The organism is Hominisplanchenecus murintestinalis, assembly GCF_943193015.1.
GTDB lineage: Bacteria > Bacillota > Clostridia > Lachnospirales > Lachnospiraceae > Hominisplanchenecus_A > Hominisplanchenecus_A murintestinalis.
Genome location: NZ_CALPCM010000026.1, coordinates 23,747 through 43,284, shown reverse-complemented (window position 1 = coordinate 43,284; position 19,538 = coordinate 23,747). Strand labels below are relative to the sequence as shown.

The following is a 19,538-nucleotide window of genomic DNA, read 5'->3' as shown; positions in this document are numbered from 1 at the left end:
TACAGATTCCATGTCTTATATTCTTCATCTTTTCCCCTGTACGTATCCTGGCTGGTAAACCTCCCATCCTGCGGGTCGTAATACCTTGCATTAAGATAGTACAACCCCGTGCTTTCATCATAAATACCGCCTGTATAGCAGATTTCATTCTCCACATCCTCCGCCGCATATATGACCGTCTCGCCAAAGTCCGTATAACGGTAAGCGGCCGCACAGCTTCCGTCCGGCTTTATCAGACTGGTTGTGCTGCCCTTTAAATCTTTTCCACTGGTGAGGTATTCCCCGGCGCAGCTCCCCGTATACCTTCCAGATGCGATGACGTTGCCCTCCAGCCCATACAGGTTGAAGCTGCTTTTGTTCCCTTCCGCGTCCGTAGTCGCCTGGACTGCTGTCCCCTGGTAGTAGTAGTTTGTGGTTTTCCCGTCTTCTGTTTTTTGGATACGCTGGCCGCTGCCGTTATAGCGGTTTGTCTGGGTTAAGACAGCTTCCCCTTTTTCTTTCCGGACGGCCTGTACCATGCGATTCCCCACGTCACCGGCATACTCCATGCTTTTCTCCAGGATGCTGTCTGTCTCACTTTTCAGGTTGCCGTTGGCGTCATAGACATAACTCCTGTCAGACAGTACTATGATTTCCTTTGTCTTGTTAGCAGTAAGCATCCGGTTCAGGCTGTTGTAAGTACTTCTGGTGGTTTCGCCGCCTGTGGTTTCGGTCAGGATATTTGAATTCTTGTCATACGTATATCCATAGGATTCCGTGGCCTTCCCAGGAGACGCGCTGTCGCTGTACTCCATTCCTATTACACGGTTCAGGGTATCGTAAGCATATGTTTTTCGGATATAGCTCTGGGAATCGCCCTCCGCAAAACCCCGGTAATCCCTGATTTCGCTTACTTTCCCATCCGCTGTGTAAAAATATGCGCAAATCAGGTTCTTCTCCCCGCTGTCCATCCCCGCGTAAACGGATTCCAGCCAGCCTTTTTTATCGTGGTGCTTTCTATTGTAGAAAGGATGCCCCCTGTTCCGTCCTTATTATTTTCTTTATATTAATTCCACACACTCCTCAAGCGATTGCCTGACAAAAACGAGCTTAACTCCTTTTCCCAAATATCCATATTTACGGCGCCGTCAAACATAACTTTGCATACATATTCTTCCCCATCCAGGGTAACTCCCCCCTCCAACACTGGAAACGGATTTTCCCCTGTCGCCACTGTATCTTCCGTTACCTCAAACCAAAACTCTCCTGACTTTGATATCCATTTCGCTGGTTCATAATCAAAGGGATGTTCCCCTTGTAGTAAACGGTAGCATGAGGAAAGTAAACATACCACGCATAAACACAAAACACTCAGAAACATTCGTTTGTTCCCTCTGCTGCTCATTACAAACCTCCCATTATTTTGCAGACATATATTTTTATACTGCTATCCTATTCTCTTTCATTACTCGCTGCCGCATAATTACTCCATATTTTTCTATCCCTAAAATCAGTTTCCGGCTCTTTGTCTGCTCTTCCATATGGATACCTGAAAAATTCTATCCTCTGATATTCGGAATAATGCTTACTCAGTTTATCCACATCCAGAATTAACTTTTGGGGCATAAGCTTTTTCGATTGATATCCAGATGGCTTATATCCATAATATCCGGAAATTATTAATCTTCCATAGTCAATTTTATCTTCGTCCACATCATTCTCTAAAAAATAAAGCTGACCTGTTGACAGTCTTATCTTACAGAGTTGTTCCTCTCCACTTATTACAATTCCCCCTTCATATATCGGCGCACCTTCTTTATCTTTCTTTTGCATTTCCCCTTCAACTTTGAACCAGACATCCCCCGATTTAGTTTTCCATACAGCAGAACCATAATATTCCGGAGCCTTTGGCAGTGCAGAACCCGTTCCCATTTTAGACAAAAAACCAAGAGTTGCAAGCACGAATACGGTTATTCCCAGGAATCCCGCAAACATATTACATATTTTCCTTTTCATCTACCATCTCCTGTCTATTGCAAATCATTAGCTCCTATTATCCACCACCAGCCCTTTCCACCATTCTTCTCTGTCATTTCTTGCTTGTCCGAAGGCTGCCTTATAAAAATAATCTTCTCATGTTGAAAATACTCACCTACTTCGTTTACTGATACCTTTACTTTGTTAGGCGAAAACTTACATCTTCCTACCACCAACATCGGCGGAATCGGAATTGGATGCCCTTCATTTTCCCATTCCAAATCACGCATATACTGTACCCAGACATTTTTGTCCCAAAAGATAACGCTTACATAACTGTCAAATTCCACCTTGCATTCATACGTCTTGCCATCTATGACAGCTCCGCCATCTAAGAGCGGATACCAATTTCCCTCCCTGGCCATAGTATCCTCTGTTACCTCAAACCATAAGTCACCCGATTCTGAAACCCACTTTGCAGGCGGATAATCATAAGGTCTCTGACCATGCGGCAGATTCTGACATGAGCAAACCATAACAGCCATGCACAAACACACAACTCCTGGCAACAATTTTTTTCTAATATTAAACATCCCTGACCTCCACTTTATGTCTATATCCCTACAAGTTACCACCACAATCTCGGATTTTTTACCCCTACAATAGCTAACCTTGTACACCCATTTTTCTTCAAACATCTCATATACTGCGAAAGTGTTATATAATCTCCATCATAATCTTTCAATCCATGGTTATAAAACTTATATCTTCTTCCGTTCCTTCCCCGGATTCCAGCCACATAATGTGCAGACCAGCTATCCCACTTAAATAGCGTAATAATAGCTCCTGAACGACCCGCCACACTCTGCCATCCCCCTATATACCTCTGCTTTACACTCTTAAATCTATTTTTTAAATATCTTCTAAGCGCTTTTGGCTCAAACCCCAGCTTTCCTACAACATCCCATGCACTTCTTATAAGGCTTAACACCCGCTCTACTCCACATCCATATATAGAATCTATCAAATTAAATAAGCCAGCTCTGTTCATATCCTGTAACACATCGCTAAAGCTTCCCCTATAAGCATAGGCTGTCATTACATTGTACACAGCTATCGCTCCGCATCCATTCTCCCAAACATTTCCAAATATCCCTACCCGCATTTGTTTCATTGGTGTGCCATCAACCAAAACATCTGCCCCCTGTTCCGTTATATACCTCGGCTTATGCCCATCCACATCCGCAAAGTTCACCGGGTCGCCCGCGCAGTAAGCATACAGATGCAGCGATGACGGATTTTTCACCTCGCCCCGATAGGAGTCTTGTGAAAGGAATCTTCTATTTTCCGGTTCATAGTACCTTGCATTCAGGTAATATTTGCCTGTCTGGCTGTCATACACGCTTCCTGTATAGCAAAATTCAGAAAACAATTCTGTACCGCCCACCTGCGTTTCCCCAAAAACATCATATTTATAATTTTGTACCGCTGTCCCATCAGGTCTAACAATTGCCGTAGTACTTCTCCTGCCATCTTTCCCATAGAAGAAGCACGTCCCTGCATCTTCCCCCTGGCATTTCACAGATGCCGCTACATTATTTTCACCTTTAAGCAGATGGAGATTAACGATTGTATCATTTTCATCTGCCGTAGCATATACCGCAGAATCCTGATAATAGTAATTGGTTACTTTGCCATTTTCTTTTTTCTGTATCCTCTGGCCATTTCCATTATATTTGTCTTCCTGCTGCACCGATATCTCGCCGCCTTCACTCAGAGTCTGTTTTACCATCTGGTTTCTGATATCATACTCCATGTCCGTCCGTATCCCCTGTGCTACATCTTCCTCGTACACCAGGTTCCCTCTTGCGTCATACTGATAAGCACATTGTGATTCTGTCTGCCCACCCTTTTGCTTTCGGGAAAGCACAAGCTGGTTCAGGCTATTGTATGTCCTGAATACTGTTCCATCTCCATTTACCTCGCTCAGTATGTTTCCGGCCTTGTCATAAGTATAAACACTTTCCTCACTGATTCCTGTTTTCCTGTTTCTTACTGCCACCTTTTTCAATCTTCCAAAAGCATCATACTCATAACTGCACAGTTCATCTGTCTGCTCTTCTTCACTCATCCCCGGATAGTAGCAGTATCTGTCCTCTGTCAAAATACGGCCGTTTTTATCATAGGTATACCTGTAAGCTTCCAGGCAGTTTGTTATCTCTTCACTGTCATAATAAGAAATCCCTGCTACTCTCGAAAATTCATCATAAGAATATTTCTTGTAAATCACTTTTTTCGACTTTCCATCTAAAAATCCCATATGAATTGTTTCTGAATCCAGATTTCCTATCCCGGTATAACGATAACTTGAAATTATTTCCTCTCTTCCGTCTTCCATGATAGCCCTGTCTTCTATCCGATGGTTATTTTCATCATACACATATTTCATGCCTTTTATTTCACTGTTTCTGCTGGCAGGATACCAAACTGTTTCCAGGCGTCCGTCCAAATCATAGGAATATACCATCCGGTACTCCCTGAGCTTTTCCTCTCCCGGCACATCACTTCCACTGTATTCTGCCACTCCGGTTAGCTGCCCCAGACCGTCATATGTGTAATCTGTGTAGCGGAAACGGTGTTTCTGCCCATTTTCCACCTCAAAATCTTCCATTACTAAAAGACTCCCCTGCTCTGAATATGCATATTTTGTCTCCAGCGTCTGGATTCCCGCAGATGTAAAGCAGGACTCTGAAATCATCCTGTTATTCGCGTCATATTGGAATGTTTTATAAGTTCCGTCTGCATATACTTCTTTGTTCAGGTTCTCTTTATCATCATATTGATAAGTTGTTACAATGGGCGCCAGACTTCCATCACCTAAGTCTGCCGATTTAACCTTATTCCCTTTTGCGTCAAAATACTCTTTACTCACATTCCCGTTGGCATCCATTATCCATGAACTGGTAGTCCCATCTGCTTCCAGAATGTCGGTTTTGTGAGAAATCACATGTTCCTCCCCTGCTCCATCACTTTGGCGGACTTCTTTTAAGGCGCCCAGGTTTTCATAGACATACTCTGTTATGTTACCCTCCCCATCAGTCACAGATGTCTGATGTTTCATTACGTCATATGTACTGCTCGTAACAATGGAATCCTCCGTCGCCATCCATGCTCCTGTAGCTTTATCTTTGCCGGGGTTCAAAATCGTGGCAGTCACATTCCCTGACGCGTCATACAGGTTGACTGTAACGGAACCTTTTTCCTCTCCATCTGCCGATGTAATATTTTGAACAGTTACCTGTCCATTCTTATCATATTCATTCCGTAGCATCATGCCGCCTGACAATGTTTTCACTGTTTTGCCTGCCTGGTCTGTATATGTTTCTGATACAGTTCCTCCGGGGCTTTGCTGTTTCTGTATTGCGATGAGCACAGGTTCAGATTCTTCCTCCCATTCATATCCATAAGATGTTTTCCAAATCCGCCTGTCTGAATCTTTTACCTGTTCTTTTTGGAGAAGACGGTTTCTTGCATCATATGTATACACCTGTTTCATGCCATCCCTCCCCGTCTCCTGTAGCAGGGTTCCATTCTCGTCATAAGTATTGGAGGTTGTATAAATCTTTCCATTTTCGTCATATTCTACAGAAATTTCCCGCCCCATAAAATCATATGTATAAGAAGCTTTATTTCCCACGCCATCATCTGTATAAATCAATCTTCCCATTCTGTCATATTTATTCACTGAAACTGTGCTTTTCCCATCAGCAGTTTCTGTAATTGTTTCTGTCTTTACCCCATCTTCACCATAAGAATACTCATGCGTCGTTGTAGTTGTCAGATAGCCTTCTGTTCCATCCTCTGCCTCTACTTTCTGTTTCTCCACAGTTTCTTTCTCCTCTCCTGCAAATTCATTGTCCTGACCATAGTATTCAATCTGGATAGTGTCGCCTGTTATAAGGTCTTCCTCCCATATTTCATTTCCATACTCGTCATATTCGAAGTACTCATCTTCATATATTTCATCATCCCATTCCTCCGTGATTCTGCTTGGCAAATCATCTGCATACTCATTTTCCTGGTTTGCATATTCATAGGTAACCTTTGTATCGTCTGCACTGATCTCCTGCGTCGGATTCATATCCTGTTCTGAGTCATAGATTGTCTCCTCTTTTCTTTCTATAACCTTTGTGACTATCTTCCCATCGCACAGCTCCTGATATTCCACCATAGACGAACTGATTTTTGGCAAATTGTCCTCATATGTATATGTAAACTCCTTATCATTCAAATCTTTTCTGTAAAGGACATTTCCCAAACGGTTGCTTTTTATTGTCTCCCCTTTTCCATACTTTCCATCCAGTCCTTTTTGTATCGTTGTTAAATATGCATAATCCCCGTTTTCTATATTTTCATACGTAAAACGTACAGACTCCTGTTTCCCATTTACTTCTGGATACAACAGTTCTTTTACCTTTTTATCCTGATAAATAATCGTATAAGGATTTCCTTTTGCATCATGAATCACAGACAGCTTTCCCTGCCCATCATATTCATATACATAAGACACACTCTCCCCATCCGTTTTTCCATCACTGCGTATAACTTTCTTTAGGCGGTTATTTTTATCATAGTCATATTGAATGTCCGTCCCATCCGGCAGCATAATCTTACGAACCAGCATTAGATTATTAACTGCATCCCCAACTGGCACGCCGGAACCTGTTACTGGTATTTTAGAGATTTCATCCATCTCAATAACCGGTCTGGAAGGTCCTTCTGCCGGAGGCTTTATTGCCGGAGACGCTTCTGTACCTAAGCCTGCCCTCGCTGCCTTCGTTGGCGTTTTCTGTTTTTCTACAGCTTCTTCGACAATTCCATCCGCCTTCTCCCTGGCTCCCTCCAGATAAGAAAATTCCATTGTCAAATTTTTATCTGTAACTGCACGCAACACCCTTCCTGTTCTCGCATCATACATAAATAGCAGAAAACTTCCATTAGGCTCCTTTGCATAAAGCATCTGTCCTCCACTATTGAATCGGTATTCCAGATTATCTTTGGTAAGTATTGTATAACTACTGGTAATTTCTCTGGACAGTTTTTCATTCCCATTTCTTGCAGGTATCTCTATAGTTTCTGTCTTTTCTTCCTGCGTTAATGTCATATATTTCCCCATTGATGATGCATACGTTCCATCCTGAAGCTTTTCAAAAAGGAAAATCGTACCTGTTTCATCCCTTAATGCTTTACGGTCAATCAACTTGTCTTCCTCATTGATATTTAAAAGTTCAAGATCATAAGAATGATTCCATCCAAGCCCAAAGGAAGACACAGTACTCGCCTGGCTATTATATGTACGCTCAATCGTTATAGGCATTTTTTCATTTGCAATATCTGCATCCGTCTGTGAATATACAAAATTCCCCTGGCTTTTCTCCACATATCCTATTCCGTTCGGATTTTCAAAGCTCTCATATTCCCAGTAAGGCTTATGTCCCAGCAATTTAACATACTCATCACCATCTACGACTTTAGCGCTGATTATTCTGGAGAAATTGCTATATTCCGGCGACTGATTTTCTTTCTTCCGCACAGCCCGTATCCGATAAAAAAACTCTTGTCCATAATTAATGTTCAACTCACTGTAATAATCATCTTTAATCTCTGCAATAGATGCCCTGTTCATATTTACAAGCTTTTCCCTGTTGTCTGCGCGGTAAATCTCATAACTCACCCCCTCCGGCAGCTCCACCGCCTTCTCCTTCTCCATATCAGCCGTATCCACCTCGCCTGCACGGTTCCAGGTCAGGTATGTCTTATAGTTTATCTTACTCACCGCCGACAGGAAAGTGGGCACGTAGTTATCCATCTCCGAAAGGCTAAATGTCTCCGGTTCCACGGTATTCCCCACCAGGCGGAAGGAGCTCAGCCCTTTGACGCTGCTTCCCCACTCTGCCTTTACTGACATAGAAGTTACCGTGACGCTGCCGGGCAGCAGTTCGCTGACACTGTATTCCTTTCCTGCCAGCACCTTTTTCCATGCGGACGTACCGAACCTCACATAATAGGACGGTGTTCCAGTACTGCCTGTCTTTACACCGGACTCCAGGGTAAATCCCGACAGAGGCTCTTTGAACGCCAGAGTCTTCACACTTCCAGAAGTCACCGGAAGATATTCCAGGAGCGCCCTTTTATATTCCGGGACGGAATATGTCACGTTCCCGGACTCATCTTTACATTTGACGATAATCGTATGCTTTGTCCCCTCCGGGTAGCCTGCCTTGATTTTGTGGAAATCCAGAATCCACGGCCTGTCCGTGTGCTGGTATAACGCCCCAATCTTCTGGTTGTCAATGTACCATTCCACGCTGGACAGTTCCTGGCTTGACCGGGATTTCAGCTCCAGGTAGTTCGTATTCTCCGGCAGGGAATACTCATTTTTCCCGACCTGCAGATATGCGGGATGCTCCAAAAACCATACTGGCTCCCTCTTCTGCGCCGTGCCATCCCCGTCTTTCTTTGTGTAGCTGTAAGCTGCCGTGCTCCTGTTCCCCGCCTCGTCCCATGCTTCCAGGAGAAATTCATAAAGAACTCCCGTCTCGTATTCACTGCTTCCTACATTTACGATATGCAAGATATCATTCACAACGGGATATGTCCCTTCTGCCAGCTTCTTATATGTGGTATCCCCCTGTTTCCTTACTTTCAAGCTCCACGATTTCAGGTATGTATCTGTCACGCTCCCCTTCAGTACGCCCTGCTGCATGGAAGAAACCGCTGCTGCGGGGGCTGTCTTATCGTAGACGCACTCCACCTGCGCTTCTTTTCCAGGCAGGCCGCTGGCGTCCACTGCGCGTACCTTCACAACATATGCTTTCTCTGCCGCCGGCAATGTGAAAGAAAACCCACCTGTGCCCGTACCGGAATTTAATACGGAAGTCCATCCGCTATTGCCCTCTATCTGGTATTCCATCCTTTTCAGCCCATTGATACCCACGCTCTGATTCCATGTAATATAACCCGTTCCGTTATTTTTATTGCTCCCTGTCAGGCTGGGCGCATCCACCTGGTTTGTAATCGTGATTGTATCCGTTACAGTTGCCGTATACCCCGCATAATCCTTAACCGTCAGCTCTGCCTTGTAAGAACCGTTCCTTATATTTTTTGTATTAAACGGCCTTGTCACGGAGCTGGTGGTAAAGTTACTGTAGACAGTGTCCACCGCCTTCCCCGTACTGTCTTTGATTACCAGGCTGCTGCTCTTGACGCCGCTGCCTGTCCCGTCGCTGCACGCCGCCGTAATCTGTACCGTATCTTTCAGGCTGCTTTTCGCCTGGGAATAGGTAAGAACGCCTGTCGGCGGCGTCCTGTCTTTTTTATAGGAAAGAGTTTTCATTACTGCATTCCCTACCTTATCCTCCAGCCGTACATGAATCGTATAATTCCCATCCGGTTTGCCCTGGTCTGCGCTGTCCATCGTAAAGCTTCCCGCGTATGGGTTTGCCGAAGAGGTAAAACGCACATTTGCCGCCGCCTTATATGCGGACGCAGGCTGCCCCGCCGCTGTGATACAGTATTTCACCCCAGACGCAATCATCCCACTGTGCAGTTCTGTGATATTCTTAAACTCTATTGCAGGATTGGCATTCCCTGTCCACTGCCCCGCCGCCGGGGTGGAAGAAAGCGTCCCAAACGTCGGGCAGGTCACATCCACCAGATAGTTCAGCGTCTTGACCGCGCTGACATTCCCCGCATGATCCACCGCCCGCACATGGATAGGGTATGTCCCGGAGGACGGAAAATATGTCGCTGGAATTACTACGCTGCCTGACGTTCCTGTTCCTGCCAACACATAAGGGGCGCTTCCCACCTGGTACTGTACCTCTTTCAAATGCTTGTCAGAGACACTGCTCCAGCTCAGCACAGGATTCTTAACAGAAGTGTATCCTGCGGGCGAAACAGATATGCTGCCCACCACCGGAGCCGTACTGTCGATGTGAAAGTTCCAGCTCCTGCCTTCCCCGGCGATGCCGCCCCTATCCACGCCGCGCACCCAGATGCGGTAACAGCCCTCTCCCCAGGTATTGCTCCCCGCTATAGAAGCTGTAGCTGACGCGGCTGAGCCAATCTTGGTAGACGCGGAATACGCAATCACATCCCCTGTTTCTTTCCCAGTGGCATCATTCATTCCCACGACCTTATACTGCACGTAATCCAATGCCCTGGAGCTGATGCCGCTCCAGCTCACCTGTAAGGTACTCCCCTTCTTAAAATAACTGCCATTTAGCTGCACGCTCGCCGGCTTTGTAGGCGCGTCATAATAAACTACCGTCAGCTTCGGCCGCCGCGCCGCCGTCGCGTGCCGGGAGCCGTAAAACTGCGTATAAAAGCCTTCCTTCCCCTCGCGTTCTGCCCGGAGCATGATGCCATGCCCCAGGAACTGGTTCCTTGCCATCTGCCTCGCGTTCTCCGTAATATCCAGAGTACGTTTCGTTCCCGCTTTTCCCGTAGCCTTAAACTGCGAATAATAGCTCCCCGTATTGTGGGCAGGCTTATTATTCCAGTTAATCGTAGAAGCCTTCCAGCTATCCTTAATCCGGTATGCCCGGATAACCTCTCCCCCGGCTCCGCCCCCAGTCTCATACAAATCCAGAGTCGCGCTCTCCACATATTTCCCCGCCAGATCCTTGCGGATATCCACGAATTTCATATAGGTGCGGTACAGTCCCTGCGCCGTGCTGTCCCCTACGGAAATCACCGTCACGCCGCTGGCATAGTAATTCGTCGCCGGGCTTCCTTTGCACACATAGACATCCTGTATCCTGCTGCCCCCCGTCCATGTAACTGTCGGGTCAACCGTAACCGGATAAACCCTGTCCGCACTGTCCAGATACTCCTTGTCCGGGATTACTGTCAGCAGATACGCATCCGTTTCCCCTTCTTTTTCCTCCAGCTCACAGACAATTTTTTCTGAATATGCTTCCCCTGTGGCGTCATTCATATAAGGGGCTGCGATCCCTCCCACGATATCCCCGCTGTCTTTATCATAAAAGGTAAATCCCCCGCCCACCGGGTCTTTGCGCATCGTAAGGCCCGCCAGACGGAACTCAAAAGTAAAACGGTTACTTTCCGGACGCTCCTCCAGGACAATATTTTCCTTCACGCCGATATCACTGGACTCATACTCCAGACGGTACGGTTCAGAGTCATTCTCATAGACTGCCTTCAGCGGCCGCATGCTCTCCTCCCCATACAAATCCGCAGTCTCCATATCCTCTACAGAAAGATTCTGAAATTTGATATCATCTGCCCCTGCAGCCCCATCCTCCGGCAGTACTTCTCCCGCCGTTTCCGTACCCGGCTCCTCGAAAACTACCGCCTCTGCGTCTTCCGGCACGTATTCTTCCGGCACTTCCGCATGTTCCTCCGTATTGCCCTCTTCCGGCAGACTCTTATCCTCTAAATTTCCGCTGCTTTCCACCGGACTCTCACCGTTTTCTTCCGGCTGTATGCCTGCCTCCGGTATCGCCACCGGATGGAAAGAAATACGGTAATCCCCTTTCTCCATCAAAACAGGCGTATTTTCCGAAAGCGCCTCCGGAAGATACTGCTTGCTGTCCCCCTCCCTGTTCTCATAAGCATATCCCGCCAGGCTAAGCCCGCCTGCACTTTCCTCCGAGCATATTTCCACCAGCGCCGGGTCATAGTCCACCAGTTCCCCGCTTTCATCCCGGAACCGTACATCCGCCCCATGAAAAACCTCCATTTTTCTATTACCGCCCAAATCAAATATCGTACTGTCCTCCGTCCGCTCCTCTTCTATCTCATTCTCCGCCGTAACATTCTCCGGCTCCGTCATTTCTTCCGCTTCCGCGGACTTTGCTACAATAAAATTCTCCCACGATACCGACGTCATGGTTACGCATACGCTAAGTATGACTGCAACTGCTTTCGTAAAATTTTTTCTCATTCCTTATTCCTTTCATGAAATATATACATCCCGTGTGCCATGTTTCACTATAAAACCCCTGTTTTGCGTAAATTTCTTAAAATATTGAACCTCCCCTCCTCTTTCTAATCTTTCAAATACTTTTTTATTCTATAATTTAAAATTATATATTTAATACTTATATTATATTAAATCACTGTATTATACATCTGTCAATATTTCATTTTTTAACATATGCTCTAAGTTTTCTTGAATTATTTATTTAAATAGGCAATGCAAAACAGATTGTAACTCAAAACAATAAAAACTGCCAAAAAACCATACCATTTGCTTCTTATCATCTTTCCTTTTCCCTCAAATTTCGTACAGAACCCTTCTAAAGATATCTTATCTCTTCCGCTCCTGATAATCTTCCTTCGTTTGGACGAGCGTATACGTCCTCTAAATTTTCTCCCACCAATGAACCATAGTTCCTTCCGACAGCTTCACTTTTTTACTCCCAGGTACTTCATCTGTCCCTCATACAATGTGATGCCCCTGCCTTCGGCTGTATCCTTCCCGCTACCAGACAAACTCAGGACTTGCACTCCCCGGAAACGCGCGCTGCCGGACATACATAAAAATGTGCATGGTCTGGCAGCTTTCCTCTGCCAAAATCCATGCACATTTTTATCTTTCTAATCTTTACGACCGCTCAGATATCTTCATCACAGCTAATTTCTTACTATCCCCCACGCCTCCACGAGCCGCTCCATCTGCCAGGCGGCGTTTGCCGGGCTGGTTGAAGGCAGCTTGATGATTTCCCGCTCCGTCTGCGGGTACGAATATTTTCGGTACAGCTCACACGCTTTCGCCCCGTTCCCATAAATATTTCTGACAGGCGCCCGCTCCAGAATCACCGACAAATCCGCCGGAACCACATTTTTAATAGAGCTGTCGCTGGAACCAATGATATCACACTGGGCAATCACGTCCCACACGGCAATGTGCTGTCCCAGCAGAAACTCTTTCTTTTCTTCCACTGTCCGAGGAACCGCGCACCCTGTCACTGCTGCCAGCACCTTCCAGAAGCGGTTCTGGGGATGGCCGTAATAAAAATGATTCTCCCTTGATTTCACTGACGGAAAGGTACCTAATATCAAGACCTCCGAATTCCCGTCAAAAACCGGCTCGAAACTGTGGGATAATGTCTGATAATTATTCATCTGCCTTCTCCCTGCCTTTCTCCGCTGTATTTTACAATTAAAAGCTCCACGCCCATCGTGTCATTCATCATGCCTGATTTCACGGCTTCTTCCATATCCACACAGTCTTTCACCGCCGTTTTCAGTTCCTTCAGGCCAAAACTCCTCGCCTGCCTTACACAGTTCCGCACGATAAAGCTCTGTATCTTCAGCTTCTGGGCGATGGTATCCTGTGAAAATCCCTGCTCCAGCATATCTTTCACCTGCATCAGAAGATTAAACTGTCTTGTAATCAGGTATAAAATACGCATAGGCGGTTCTTTCAGCGACAGCAAATCATAGTAAAGCGCCAGCGCCCTTTTCTGCTTTCCCTCGGAAACTGCATTTATCATATCAAAAATCTTATTTTCTGTGCGTACCGTACAGATTTGCTCTACATCCTCTGATGTAATAACGTCCCGTCCCGCGGTGTAACACAAAAGCTTTTCCAGCTCGTTCTGAATAAACTCCATATCGCTGCCTGTACGCGTAAGAAATAACTCCATTGTAGCGGACGTAATATTTTTTTTCTCTTTCCTGAGCGCGCTCAGCACCCAATTCATCAGCGTTTTTTCAGTTTGGCGTTTCATCTCCACGGCACGTCCCGCGCTGCTCACCGCTTTATACAGCTTCCCCCGCCTGTCCACTTCATTTTCCACGAATACCATGCAGGTCTCTTCCGGCATCCGGGGTATGTATTCTGCCAGCTCCGGGGAAGCCGCCTTAAAAAAGCCGCTGTTCTCGATCAGCACCAGACGCCTGTCCGCAAAAAAAGGCAGCGTCTCTGCCCTCTCGATCACTTCCCGAATCTGAATGCCCTTGCCTTCGTATGCCGACAGATTCATCGTATCCCCAGATGGCAGCACCGCATCTTTCAGTTTCTTTTTATAAAGGTTTTTCAGGTAAACTTCTTCTCCATATAGAAGATACACTTTTTTCAGCTTGCCGCTCTCTAAATCTTCCTTCAGACTCTTCATCCCAGCCTCCTGTCACGGCATTTTTACTATCTCAGAAAAGTTACTTTTTTCTTAATTCCATTTAAATGCTGCTTTCTCCCTGCCGTATTTGAACTTAGTTTATCATAAATACCTGCGTTTTAAAATGGGAAAGTTAATCTTTCAGAAAAACTTCGTAACAGTTCAGCCTTCGGCTTCCTGTTACTGGCATCAAGCCATGCAAAACCACTTCGTGGCGGCTTGACGCCCCTCAACCGCAGCGCTATTCCACGGACTTTGCAGCAAGTGCAAAGTCCTGCGCTGAACTGTTACAAAACTTCCCCTCGCCATTTTCTTTACTGTTCCATCGCTTCTGCCCGCATCTGCTTTTTCCTTTTCGTCATCAGTCCGCCGATGCGTCCCGTTTCTTTAGCAGACAATGACTTCCATCCATTCTCCATAACACGCTCCAGAAGCCCCAGTTCTTCTGCAATTTCATACTTCAGTTCTTCCTCCGGCGTAAGATTTTCCAAATCGATCTTCTTTTCTTTCTTAGACATAAGTAGACCATACTCCTTTCTGGCTTTTTCTGGAGTATGGCCCATTTACGCGTATTTATACAGCCAAATCGTTCTGATTGGCTCATTGCCCACAAAGCTTAATACTCATAAGGTATAATAACTGCGGCTACAATATAAATAACAATTCCTGTGGTAGTACATCCCAGCAGCACTGCCAGAAGACGGATTAACGTGGGGTCTATATTTAAATATTCCCCGATTCCGCCGCACACTCCGCACAGCATCTGATTTGTTCTTGATTTGTATAATTTTTTCGACATATCCTTTTCCTTTCTGAAATCTGTTTTCCTATTCGCCCTCAAAAGTCACTGCAACGCTTCCTATACCGCACTCGATTTCCATCTTGCGTCCTGCCCCATTGTCAATTTTCTTTTCTCCCGGAATCCCGCTGTAGCTATTCTCTCCCACAAGCACACTTCCGATTCCGCAGGATACTTTATAGTCAAAATCTTCCTCTTTATTATCCAGAGCCAGAACTACTTCTCCTACTCCGCATTCAATCTCGCCGCCGTCTCTTATCTGCCCGTTTACCAAAACACTGCCTACCCCGCATTCAAGTTTCAGTTTTTCGCAGTCCAGCCATTCAGCTTCCAGGCTTCCCACTCCTACCTCCATTTCCACCTTCTGAAAAACCGTCCCTTTCGGTACTTCGATGGTAATCGTTTCCTCTCTGCCTGCCGACAAGAAAAATTCCCTCTCACTTTTCAGCTTCAATGTCTTTCCATCCTGGCGGCACTCGAAAGACTTTCCGAGATGTGATCCATATACGTGGAAACTCCCATCCTGGCTCTCCGTAATTGTCATTTCCGTAACGTCAATCTCAAGATCAAGCTTCTCAATTCCGTCAAAATCCTGGCTGAACTCAAAATCATCCCTATCTGTTCCTTCGTGCTCCCTGATGCGTTCCCTGTAAAACGGGATATCCCGCAGCTCCGAAAGACTCACGCCGCATGCCGCGCCGGCAATACAGAATGCGATTCCCACTACAGCCAATACCGCCGCTATAATCAGCCAGATCTTTGTTGATTTCCTCATGCGGCATATCCCCCTTTCTTAAAAATCTTCCTGCACAGCTCCGTAAATTTCCGAAGTGTCCACGGAATAACTTTCCGAATCACCCAAATGCAGGCCAGCGTCAGAAGGATTCCCACTGCGAACGCCAGAAATCCGCTGCCAAGCAAAAGAAATCCCAGTCCGGGCGTCAGAAAAACTTTCGCAAATCCAGTTCCCACAAATACAACTCCAAGAATAATTGCTGCAAACGCACATACAGGAACTACGATCAGAACTCCCATGACGCCGCCCAGCAGCCCCATAATCCCTCCAAAGATTCCTCCGGCAGCTCCCAGCAGCACCGGAAATGCAACAATGCACAACATGATAATCAGAAGAATCTCTCCCCTGCTCCTCTTTCTCTTTTCCGGCTCCCCGCCTTCATAATATCTGTAATTCTCATCTTTATCTTCATGCAGATTCCCAACTCTCGGCTGCGGAACTTTGTTGTCCTCACGAAAACGGTCGTCCTGATAGCCCCGCTCCGTATACTCGCCTGCCTCATCGTTCCCGCCGTTCAGCCCATCTTTGATAATGGCAGCTACCCGCTCCGGGCTGCCCAGAGTCTGTATTACTTCCTGCTCCTTCTCCGGTCCCGCCTCATCAAAATAATCCTCATACCAGGACAGCGCCTCTTCCTTTTCGTTGTCTGGAACATCCTGTAAAAGATAAGCCAATTGTTTCATATATTCTGTACGGCTCATACTGCTCCTCCTGTAAATATTTTCATAATTTTTGACGAATACTCCCTCCACTCTGCAATGTACAGATTCAGCTGCACGCTGCCTTTTTCCGTAATTTTGTAATAGCGGCGGTTCCGCCCTCCAAACTCCCTGTCATATACCTCCAGGCAGTCATCCTTCTGCAGCCGTCGGAGCACCGGATACAAGGTTGATTCAGAAACCTCAAGCGCCAAGCGCACATCCTGGGTGATACGGTATCCATAAGTACCCTCCTCCTCCTTGGAAACCACAGCGAGCACAATAGCATCCAACAATGCCGCACCCGTATTAAATACCATTCCATCACCTCGCTTACTTCTTTTTTACTTTTATAATATTACTTTATTTTCTATATTATATGCTGTATAATATAATTTGTCAACTATCAATTCAAAAATGCCGGGGCTTCCACCCCGGCGCTCTGTTATTCCCTTCATTCACATTTTCTCTGCCACTTCCCCGCGTTTTTTATAAATACTGTCTGCCGGAACTACCTCACGCACCGACGACAAAGGGTAAATACTACTGCGCGGCCCAACAACCGTGCCCGGATTCAGGATAGAGCCGCATCCGACTTCCACCTCATCGCCAATCATGGCTCCAAACTTTTTCAGCCCTGTCTCCAGGCGCTCTGTTCCGGCTTTGACAATGACCGGCTTTTTGTCTGATTTTACGTTCGACGTAATAGAGCCTGCGCCCATATGCGCCTTATATCCCAGGATAGAATCGCCTACATAATTATAATGGGGCACCTGTACTTTATTAAAGAGAACCACATTTTTCAGCTCTGTAGAATTTCCTACGACAGCCCCCTCGCCTACCAGGGCATTTCCCCGTATAAATGCGCAGTGGCGTACCTCTGCCTCTTTTCCGATAATCGCCGGACCGTGGATATACGCGCTTTCCGCTACTTTTGCCGACTTTGCGACCCAGATATCCTCTCCCCGCTTCTCATACTCCTCTTCGCTCAGCGTATTTCCCAGCTCCATTATGAAATCACTGATTTTCGGCAGCACCTCCCAGGGATATTCCGCCCCTTCGAACAAATCTTTCGCGATAGTTTCGTCCAAATTATACAGGTTTTTGATCCTACATGTATCCATCATTTTTTCGCCCCTTTCTTATAAAATTCTGCGGCAACACGGAAATTATTGCGCAGCACATAACTATGGTTATTTTGCAGCACATTCGCAGTCCTTCCCCGGATGAAGCCCGTAAGCTTCTCCATATATTCATCCGGAGTAATTTCTCCTTCCGCCACATAAGTAAGCCCTTTCTCCCAGCTTGCCGTCAGCTCTGGATTCAACAGGGATTTTATCGACGCGTTCACTACCTCGTAAATCATCTCCCCCAGAAGCGTAGGGTTCAGAATCTGAGTCTTTTTATTTAGGGCGATATACTTATTCGCCACAAGCTTTTTGAGAATTTCTGCCCGGGTCGCGCTCGTTCCGATACCGCTTCCTTTTATCTGCGCCCGCAGCTCTTCGTCCTCTATCAGCTGCCCTGCGTTTTCCATTGCCAGAATCATCGAACCGGAATTGTACCGTTTGGGCGGAGAAGTCTCGCTTTCCTTTATCTGCAGCGCTTCTACCGGAAGCTCCATCCCCTTTTTCAGATTTTTCAGAGCCTCAATAAACGCCGCGTCCGCTTTTACTTCCGCTTCTTCGTCCTTCTTTTTGCTCTCCTTCGGTATGCCTACCACTTTCAGATAGCCCTCAGAAACCAACACTTTAAAGCTGCTGAAAAAAGCTTCCCCCGACATCTCCGTCACCAGACTCACTTTCTGATAAACCGCAGCCGGATAAAAAATGCTCAAAAACCTCCTCACTACTGCCTGGTACACACCCACCGAACGCTCTGACAGAGATCGCAGCGCCCCGAGCCCCTGCCCCGTAGGAATGATTGCATAGTGGTCAGTAATCTGTTTATCATTTACATAGCGGGTAGACGCTATTTTCTTATGCGTGCCCGCCTCCAGCACTTCCTCTGCAAAGCCCTCTGCCCAAGGTATGCCTTTCAGCCCCCCGATATTCTTATGGATTTCCTTTGCCACCGCGGTAGAAAGCACCCTGGCGTCCGTCCTTGGATAAGTCACCAGCTTTTTTTCATAAAGTTCCTGCACAATACGCAGCGTTTCATCAGGGCTGATTTTAAACATCCGGGAACAGTCGTTTTGCAGCTCTGCCAGATTATACAGCAGCGGCGGATTTTTATTTTCCTTCTTCCGCTCAATAGATTTCACCCTTGCTTTAAGAGGCGGCTCCTGAGACAGCTTTTCTATCAGCTCTTCCGCGTCCTTTTTCTCCTTAAAGCCATTTTCCTTATAAAGCTTTGGAGACTGAAAATAGGCCGAGCCTTCCACCGCCCGGAATTCCCCGTCAAAATTTTTCCCGTTATAATCTAATATATTCAGCACACGGTAAAAAGGCGTCTTTACGAACTGCCGGATTTCTCTTTCCCTCCGTACAATCATGCCCAGCACACAGCTCATCACACGTCCCACGGAAATCACTGTGTATTTCGTGCCCATACAGTTCGAGAGCAGATTTCCGTATTTTAGTGTCAGAAGGCGGGAAAAATTAATTCCCATCAAGTAGTCCTCTTTTGCCCGCAGATAAGCGGCTTCCGACAGATTATCATATGCCGACAAATCCTTCGCTGTCTCTATTCCGTGCAGGATTTCCTCTTCTGTCTGGGAATCAATCCACACACGCTTTCTCTGCTTTCCTTCTACCTGTGCCTCCTGCTCCACCAGCCTGTAAATATACTCACCTTCGCGCCCGGAGTCAGTACACACATAAATCGTATCCACATCCTTGCGGTTCAGCAGCCCACTTACGATTTTAAACTGCTTCTGAACGCCCGGTATCACCTCATACAGAAATTTGTCCGGTATAAAAGGAAGCGTTTCCAGGCTCCACCGCTTATATTTGGGATCATAAATCTCAGGATAACTCATTGTCACCAGATGCCCTACGCACCAGGTAATAATCACATCCTCACCTTCCAGGTAACCATCCCGCCTGGATGTATTCCTTTTCAGTGCTTTTGCAAATTCCTGCGCCACACTGGGCTTTTCGGCTATATATAATGCTTTCGACATCCAAAACCTCATGCCT

14 protein-coding genes are annotated in these 19,538 nt (G+C 46.3%); all 14 read right to left on the bottom strand.

Annotation, left to right across the window (positions count from 1 at the left end; translation table 11 throughout):
- Positions 1–950: RHS repeat domain-containing protein (locus NFR99_RS09955; RefSeq protein WP_277613459.1), on the bottom strand; the 950-nt coding region annotated here is incomplete at its 3' end.
- Positions 951–1,045: 95 nt separating this feature from the next.
- Positions 1,046–1,384 carry a hypothetical protein gene (locus NFR99_RS09950; protein WP_251353529.1) on the bottom strand — a complete coding sequence of 113 codons (339 nt, stop codon included), beginning with the start codon at positions 1,382–1,384 and terminating at the stop codon, positions 1,046–1,048.
- Positions 1,385–1,431: 47 nt separating this feature from the next.
- Entirely contained in the window at positions 1,432–1,995 is a 564-nt protein-coding gene (locus tag NFR99_RS09945) for a hypothetical protein (RefSeq protein WP_251353528.1), read from the bottom strand.
- Between the two features lie 14 nt (positions 1,996–2,009).
- Entirely contained in the window at positions 2,010–2,549 is a 540-nt protein-coding gene (locus tag NFR99_RS09940) for a hypothetical protein (protein WP_251353527.1), read from the bottom strand.
- Between the two features lie 35 nt (positions 2,550–2,584).
- On the bottom strand, positions 2,585–11,926 hold the full coding sequence (locus tag NFR99_RS09935; protein WP_251353526.1) for a DNRLRE domain-containing protein: 9,342 nt from the start codon (positions 11,924–11,926) through the stop codon (positions 2,585–2,587).
- A 692-nt stretch (positions 11,927–12,618) separates the two neighbouring features.
- Positions 12,619–13,110: a DNA-deoxyinosine glycosylase gene (locus tag NFR99_RS09930; RefSeq protein WP_135976546.1), complete on the bottom strand. Its 492-nt coding sequence runs from the start codon at positions 13,108–13,110 to the stop codon at positions 12,619–12,621.
- Positions 13,107–14,105, bottom strand: a complete 999-nt coding sequence (holA, locus tag NFR99_RS09925) for a DNA polymerase III subunit delta (RefSeq protein WP_120484689.1) — start codon at positions 14,103–14,105, stop codon at positions 13,107–13,109. The genes NFR99_RS09930 and holA overlap by 4 nt, the downstream gene beginning before the upstream one ends.
- 314 nt (positions 14,106–14,419) lie before the next feature.
- Entirely contained in the window at positions 14,420–14,623 is a 204-nt protein-coding gene (locus NFR99_RS09920) for a small, acid-soluble spore protein, alpha/beta type (protein WP_120484690.1), read from the bottom strand.
- A 98-nt stretch (positions 14,624–14,721) separates the two neighbouring features.
- On the bottom strand, positions 14,722–14,904 hold the full coding sequence (locus NFR99_RS09915; RefSeq protein ID WP_120484738.1) for a PspC domain-containing protein: 183 nt from the start codon (positions 14,902–14,904) through the stop codon (positions 14,722–14,724).
- Positions 14,905–14,932: 28 nt separating this feature from the next.
- The gene (locus NFR99_RS09910; protein ID WP_120484691.1) at positions 14,933–15,679 is read right to left on the bottom strand and encodes a DUF4097 family beta strand repeat-containing protein; all 747 of its coding nucleotides are present in this window, start codon (positions 15,677–15,679) and stop codon (positions 14,933–14,935) included.
- Positions 15,676–16,401, bottom strand: a complete 726-nt coding sequence (locus NFR99_RS09905; RefSeq protein ID WP_120484692.1) for a DUF1700 domain-containing protein — start codon at positions 16,399–16,401, stop codon at positions 15,676–15,678. The genes NFR99_RS09910 and NFR99_RS09905 overlap by 4 nt, the downstream gene beginning before the upstream one ends.
- Entirely contained in the window at positions 16,398–16,718 is a 321-nt protein-coding gene (locus NFR99_RS09900) for a PadR family transcriptional regulator (RefSeq protein ID WP_120484693.1), read from the bottom strand. The genes NFR99_RS09905 and NFR99_RS09900 overlap by 4 nt, the downstream gene beginning before the upstream one ends.
- A gap of 138 nt (positions 16,719–16,856) precedes the next feature.
- On the bottom strand, positions 16,857–17,522 hold the full coding sequence (locus NFR99_RS09895; protein WP_120484739.1) for an acyltransferase: 666 nt from the start codon (positions 17,520–17,522) through the stop codon (positions 16,857–16,859).
- Entirely contained in the window at positions 17,522–19,522 is a 2,001-nt protein-coding gene (locus tag NFR99_RS09890) for a DNA topoisomerase (RefSeq protein ID WP_251353525.1), read from the bottom strand. Before NFR99_RS09890 ends, NFR99_RS09895 begins: the two co-directional genes overlap by 1 nt.
- Positions 19,523–19,538: the final 16 nt, after the last annotated feature.

What these genes read in the sequence shown, in the direction of transcription:
- NFR99_RS09950 (WP_251353529.1), bottom strand. Translation starts at nt 1,384, where the DNA reads ATGAGCAGCAGAGGGAACAAACGAATGTTTCTGAGTGTTTTGTGTTTA.
- NFR99_RS09945 (WP_251353528.1), bottom strand. Translation starts at nt 1,995, where the DNA reads ATGAAAAGGAAAATATGTAATATGTTTGCGGGATTCCTGGGAATAACC.
- NFR99_RS09940 (WP_251353527.1), bottom strand. Translation starts at nt 2,549, where the DNA reads ATGTTTAATATTAGAAAAAAATTGTTGCCAGGAGTTGTGTGTTTGTGC.
- NFR99_RS09935 (WP_251353526.1), bottom strand. Translation starts at nt 11,926, where the DNA reads ATGAGAAAAAATTTTACGAAAGCAGTTGCAGTCATACTTAGCGTATGC.
- NFR99_RS09930 (WP_135976546.1), bottom strand. Translation starts at nt 13,110, where the DNA reads ATGAATAATTATCAGACATTATCCCACAGTTTCGAGCCGGTTTTTGAC.
- holA (WP_120484689.1), bottom strand. Translation starts at nt 14,105, where the DNA reads ATGAAGAGTCTGAAGGAAGATTTAGAGAGCGGCAAGCTGAAAAAAGTG.
- NFR99_RS09920 (WP_120484690.1), bottom strand. Translation starts at nt 14,623, where the DNA reads ATGTCTAAGAAAGAAAAGAAGATCGATTTGGAAAATCTTACGCCGGAG.
- NFR99_RS09915 (WP_120484738.1), bottom strand. Translation starts at nt 14,904, where the DNA reads ATGTCGAAAAAATTATACAAATCAAGAACAAATCAGATGCTGTGCGGA.
- NFR99_RS09910 (WP_120484691.1), bottom strand. Translation starts at nt 15,679, where the DNA reads ATGAGGAAATCAACAAAGATCTGGCTGATTATAGCGGCGGTATTGGCT.
- NFR99_RS09905 (WP_120484692.1), bottom strand. Translation starts at nt 16,401, where the DNA reads ATGAGCCGTACAGAATATATGAAACAATTGGCTTATCTTTTACAGGAT.
- NFR99_RS09900 (WP_120484693.1), bottom strand. Translation starts at nt 16,718, where the DNA reads ATGGTATTTAATACGGGTGCGGCATTGTTGGATGCTATTGTGCTCGCT.
- NFR99_RS09895 (WP_120484739.1), bottom strand. Translation starts at nt 17,522, where the DNA reads ATGGATACATGTAGGATCAAAAACCTGTATAATTTGGACGAAACTATC.
- NFR99_RS09890 (WP_251353525.1), bottom strand. Translation starts at nt 19,522, where the DNA reads ATGTCGAAAGCATTATATATAGCCGAAAAGCCCAGTGTGGCGCAGGAA.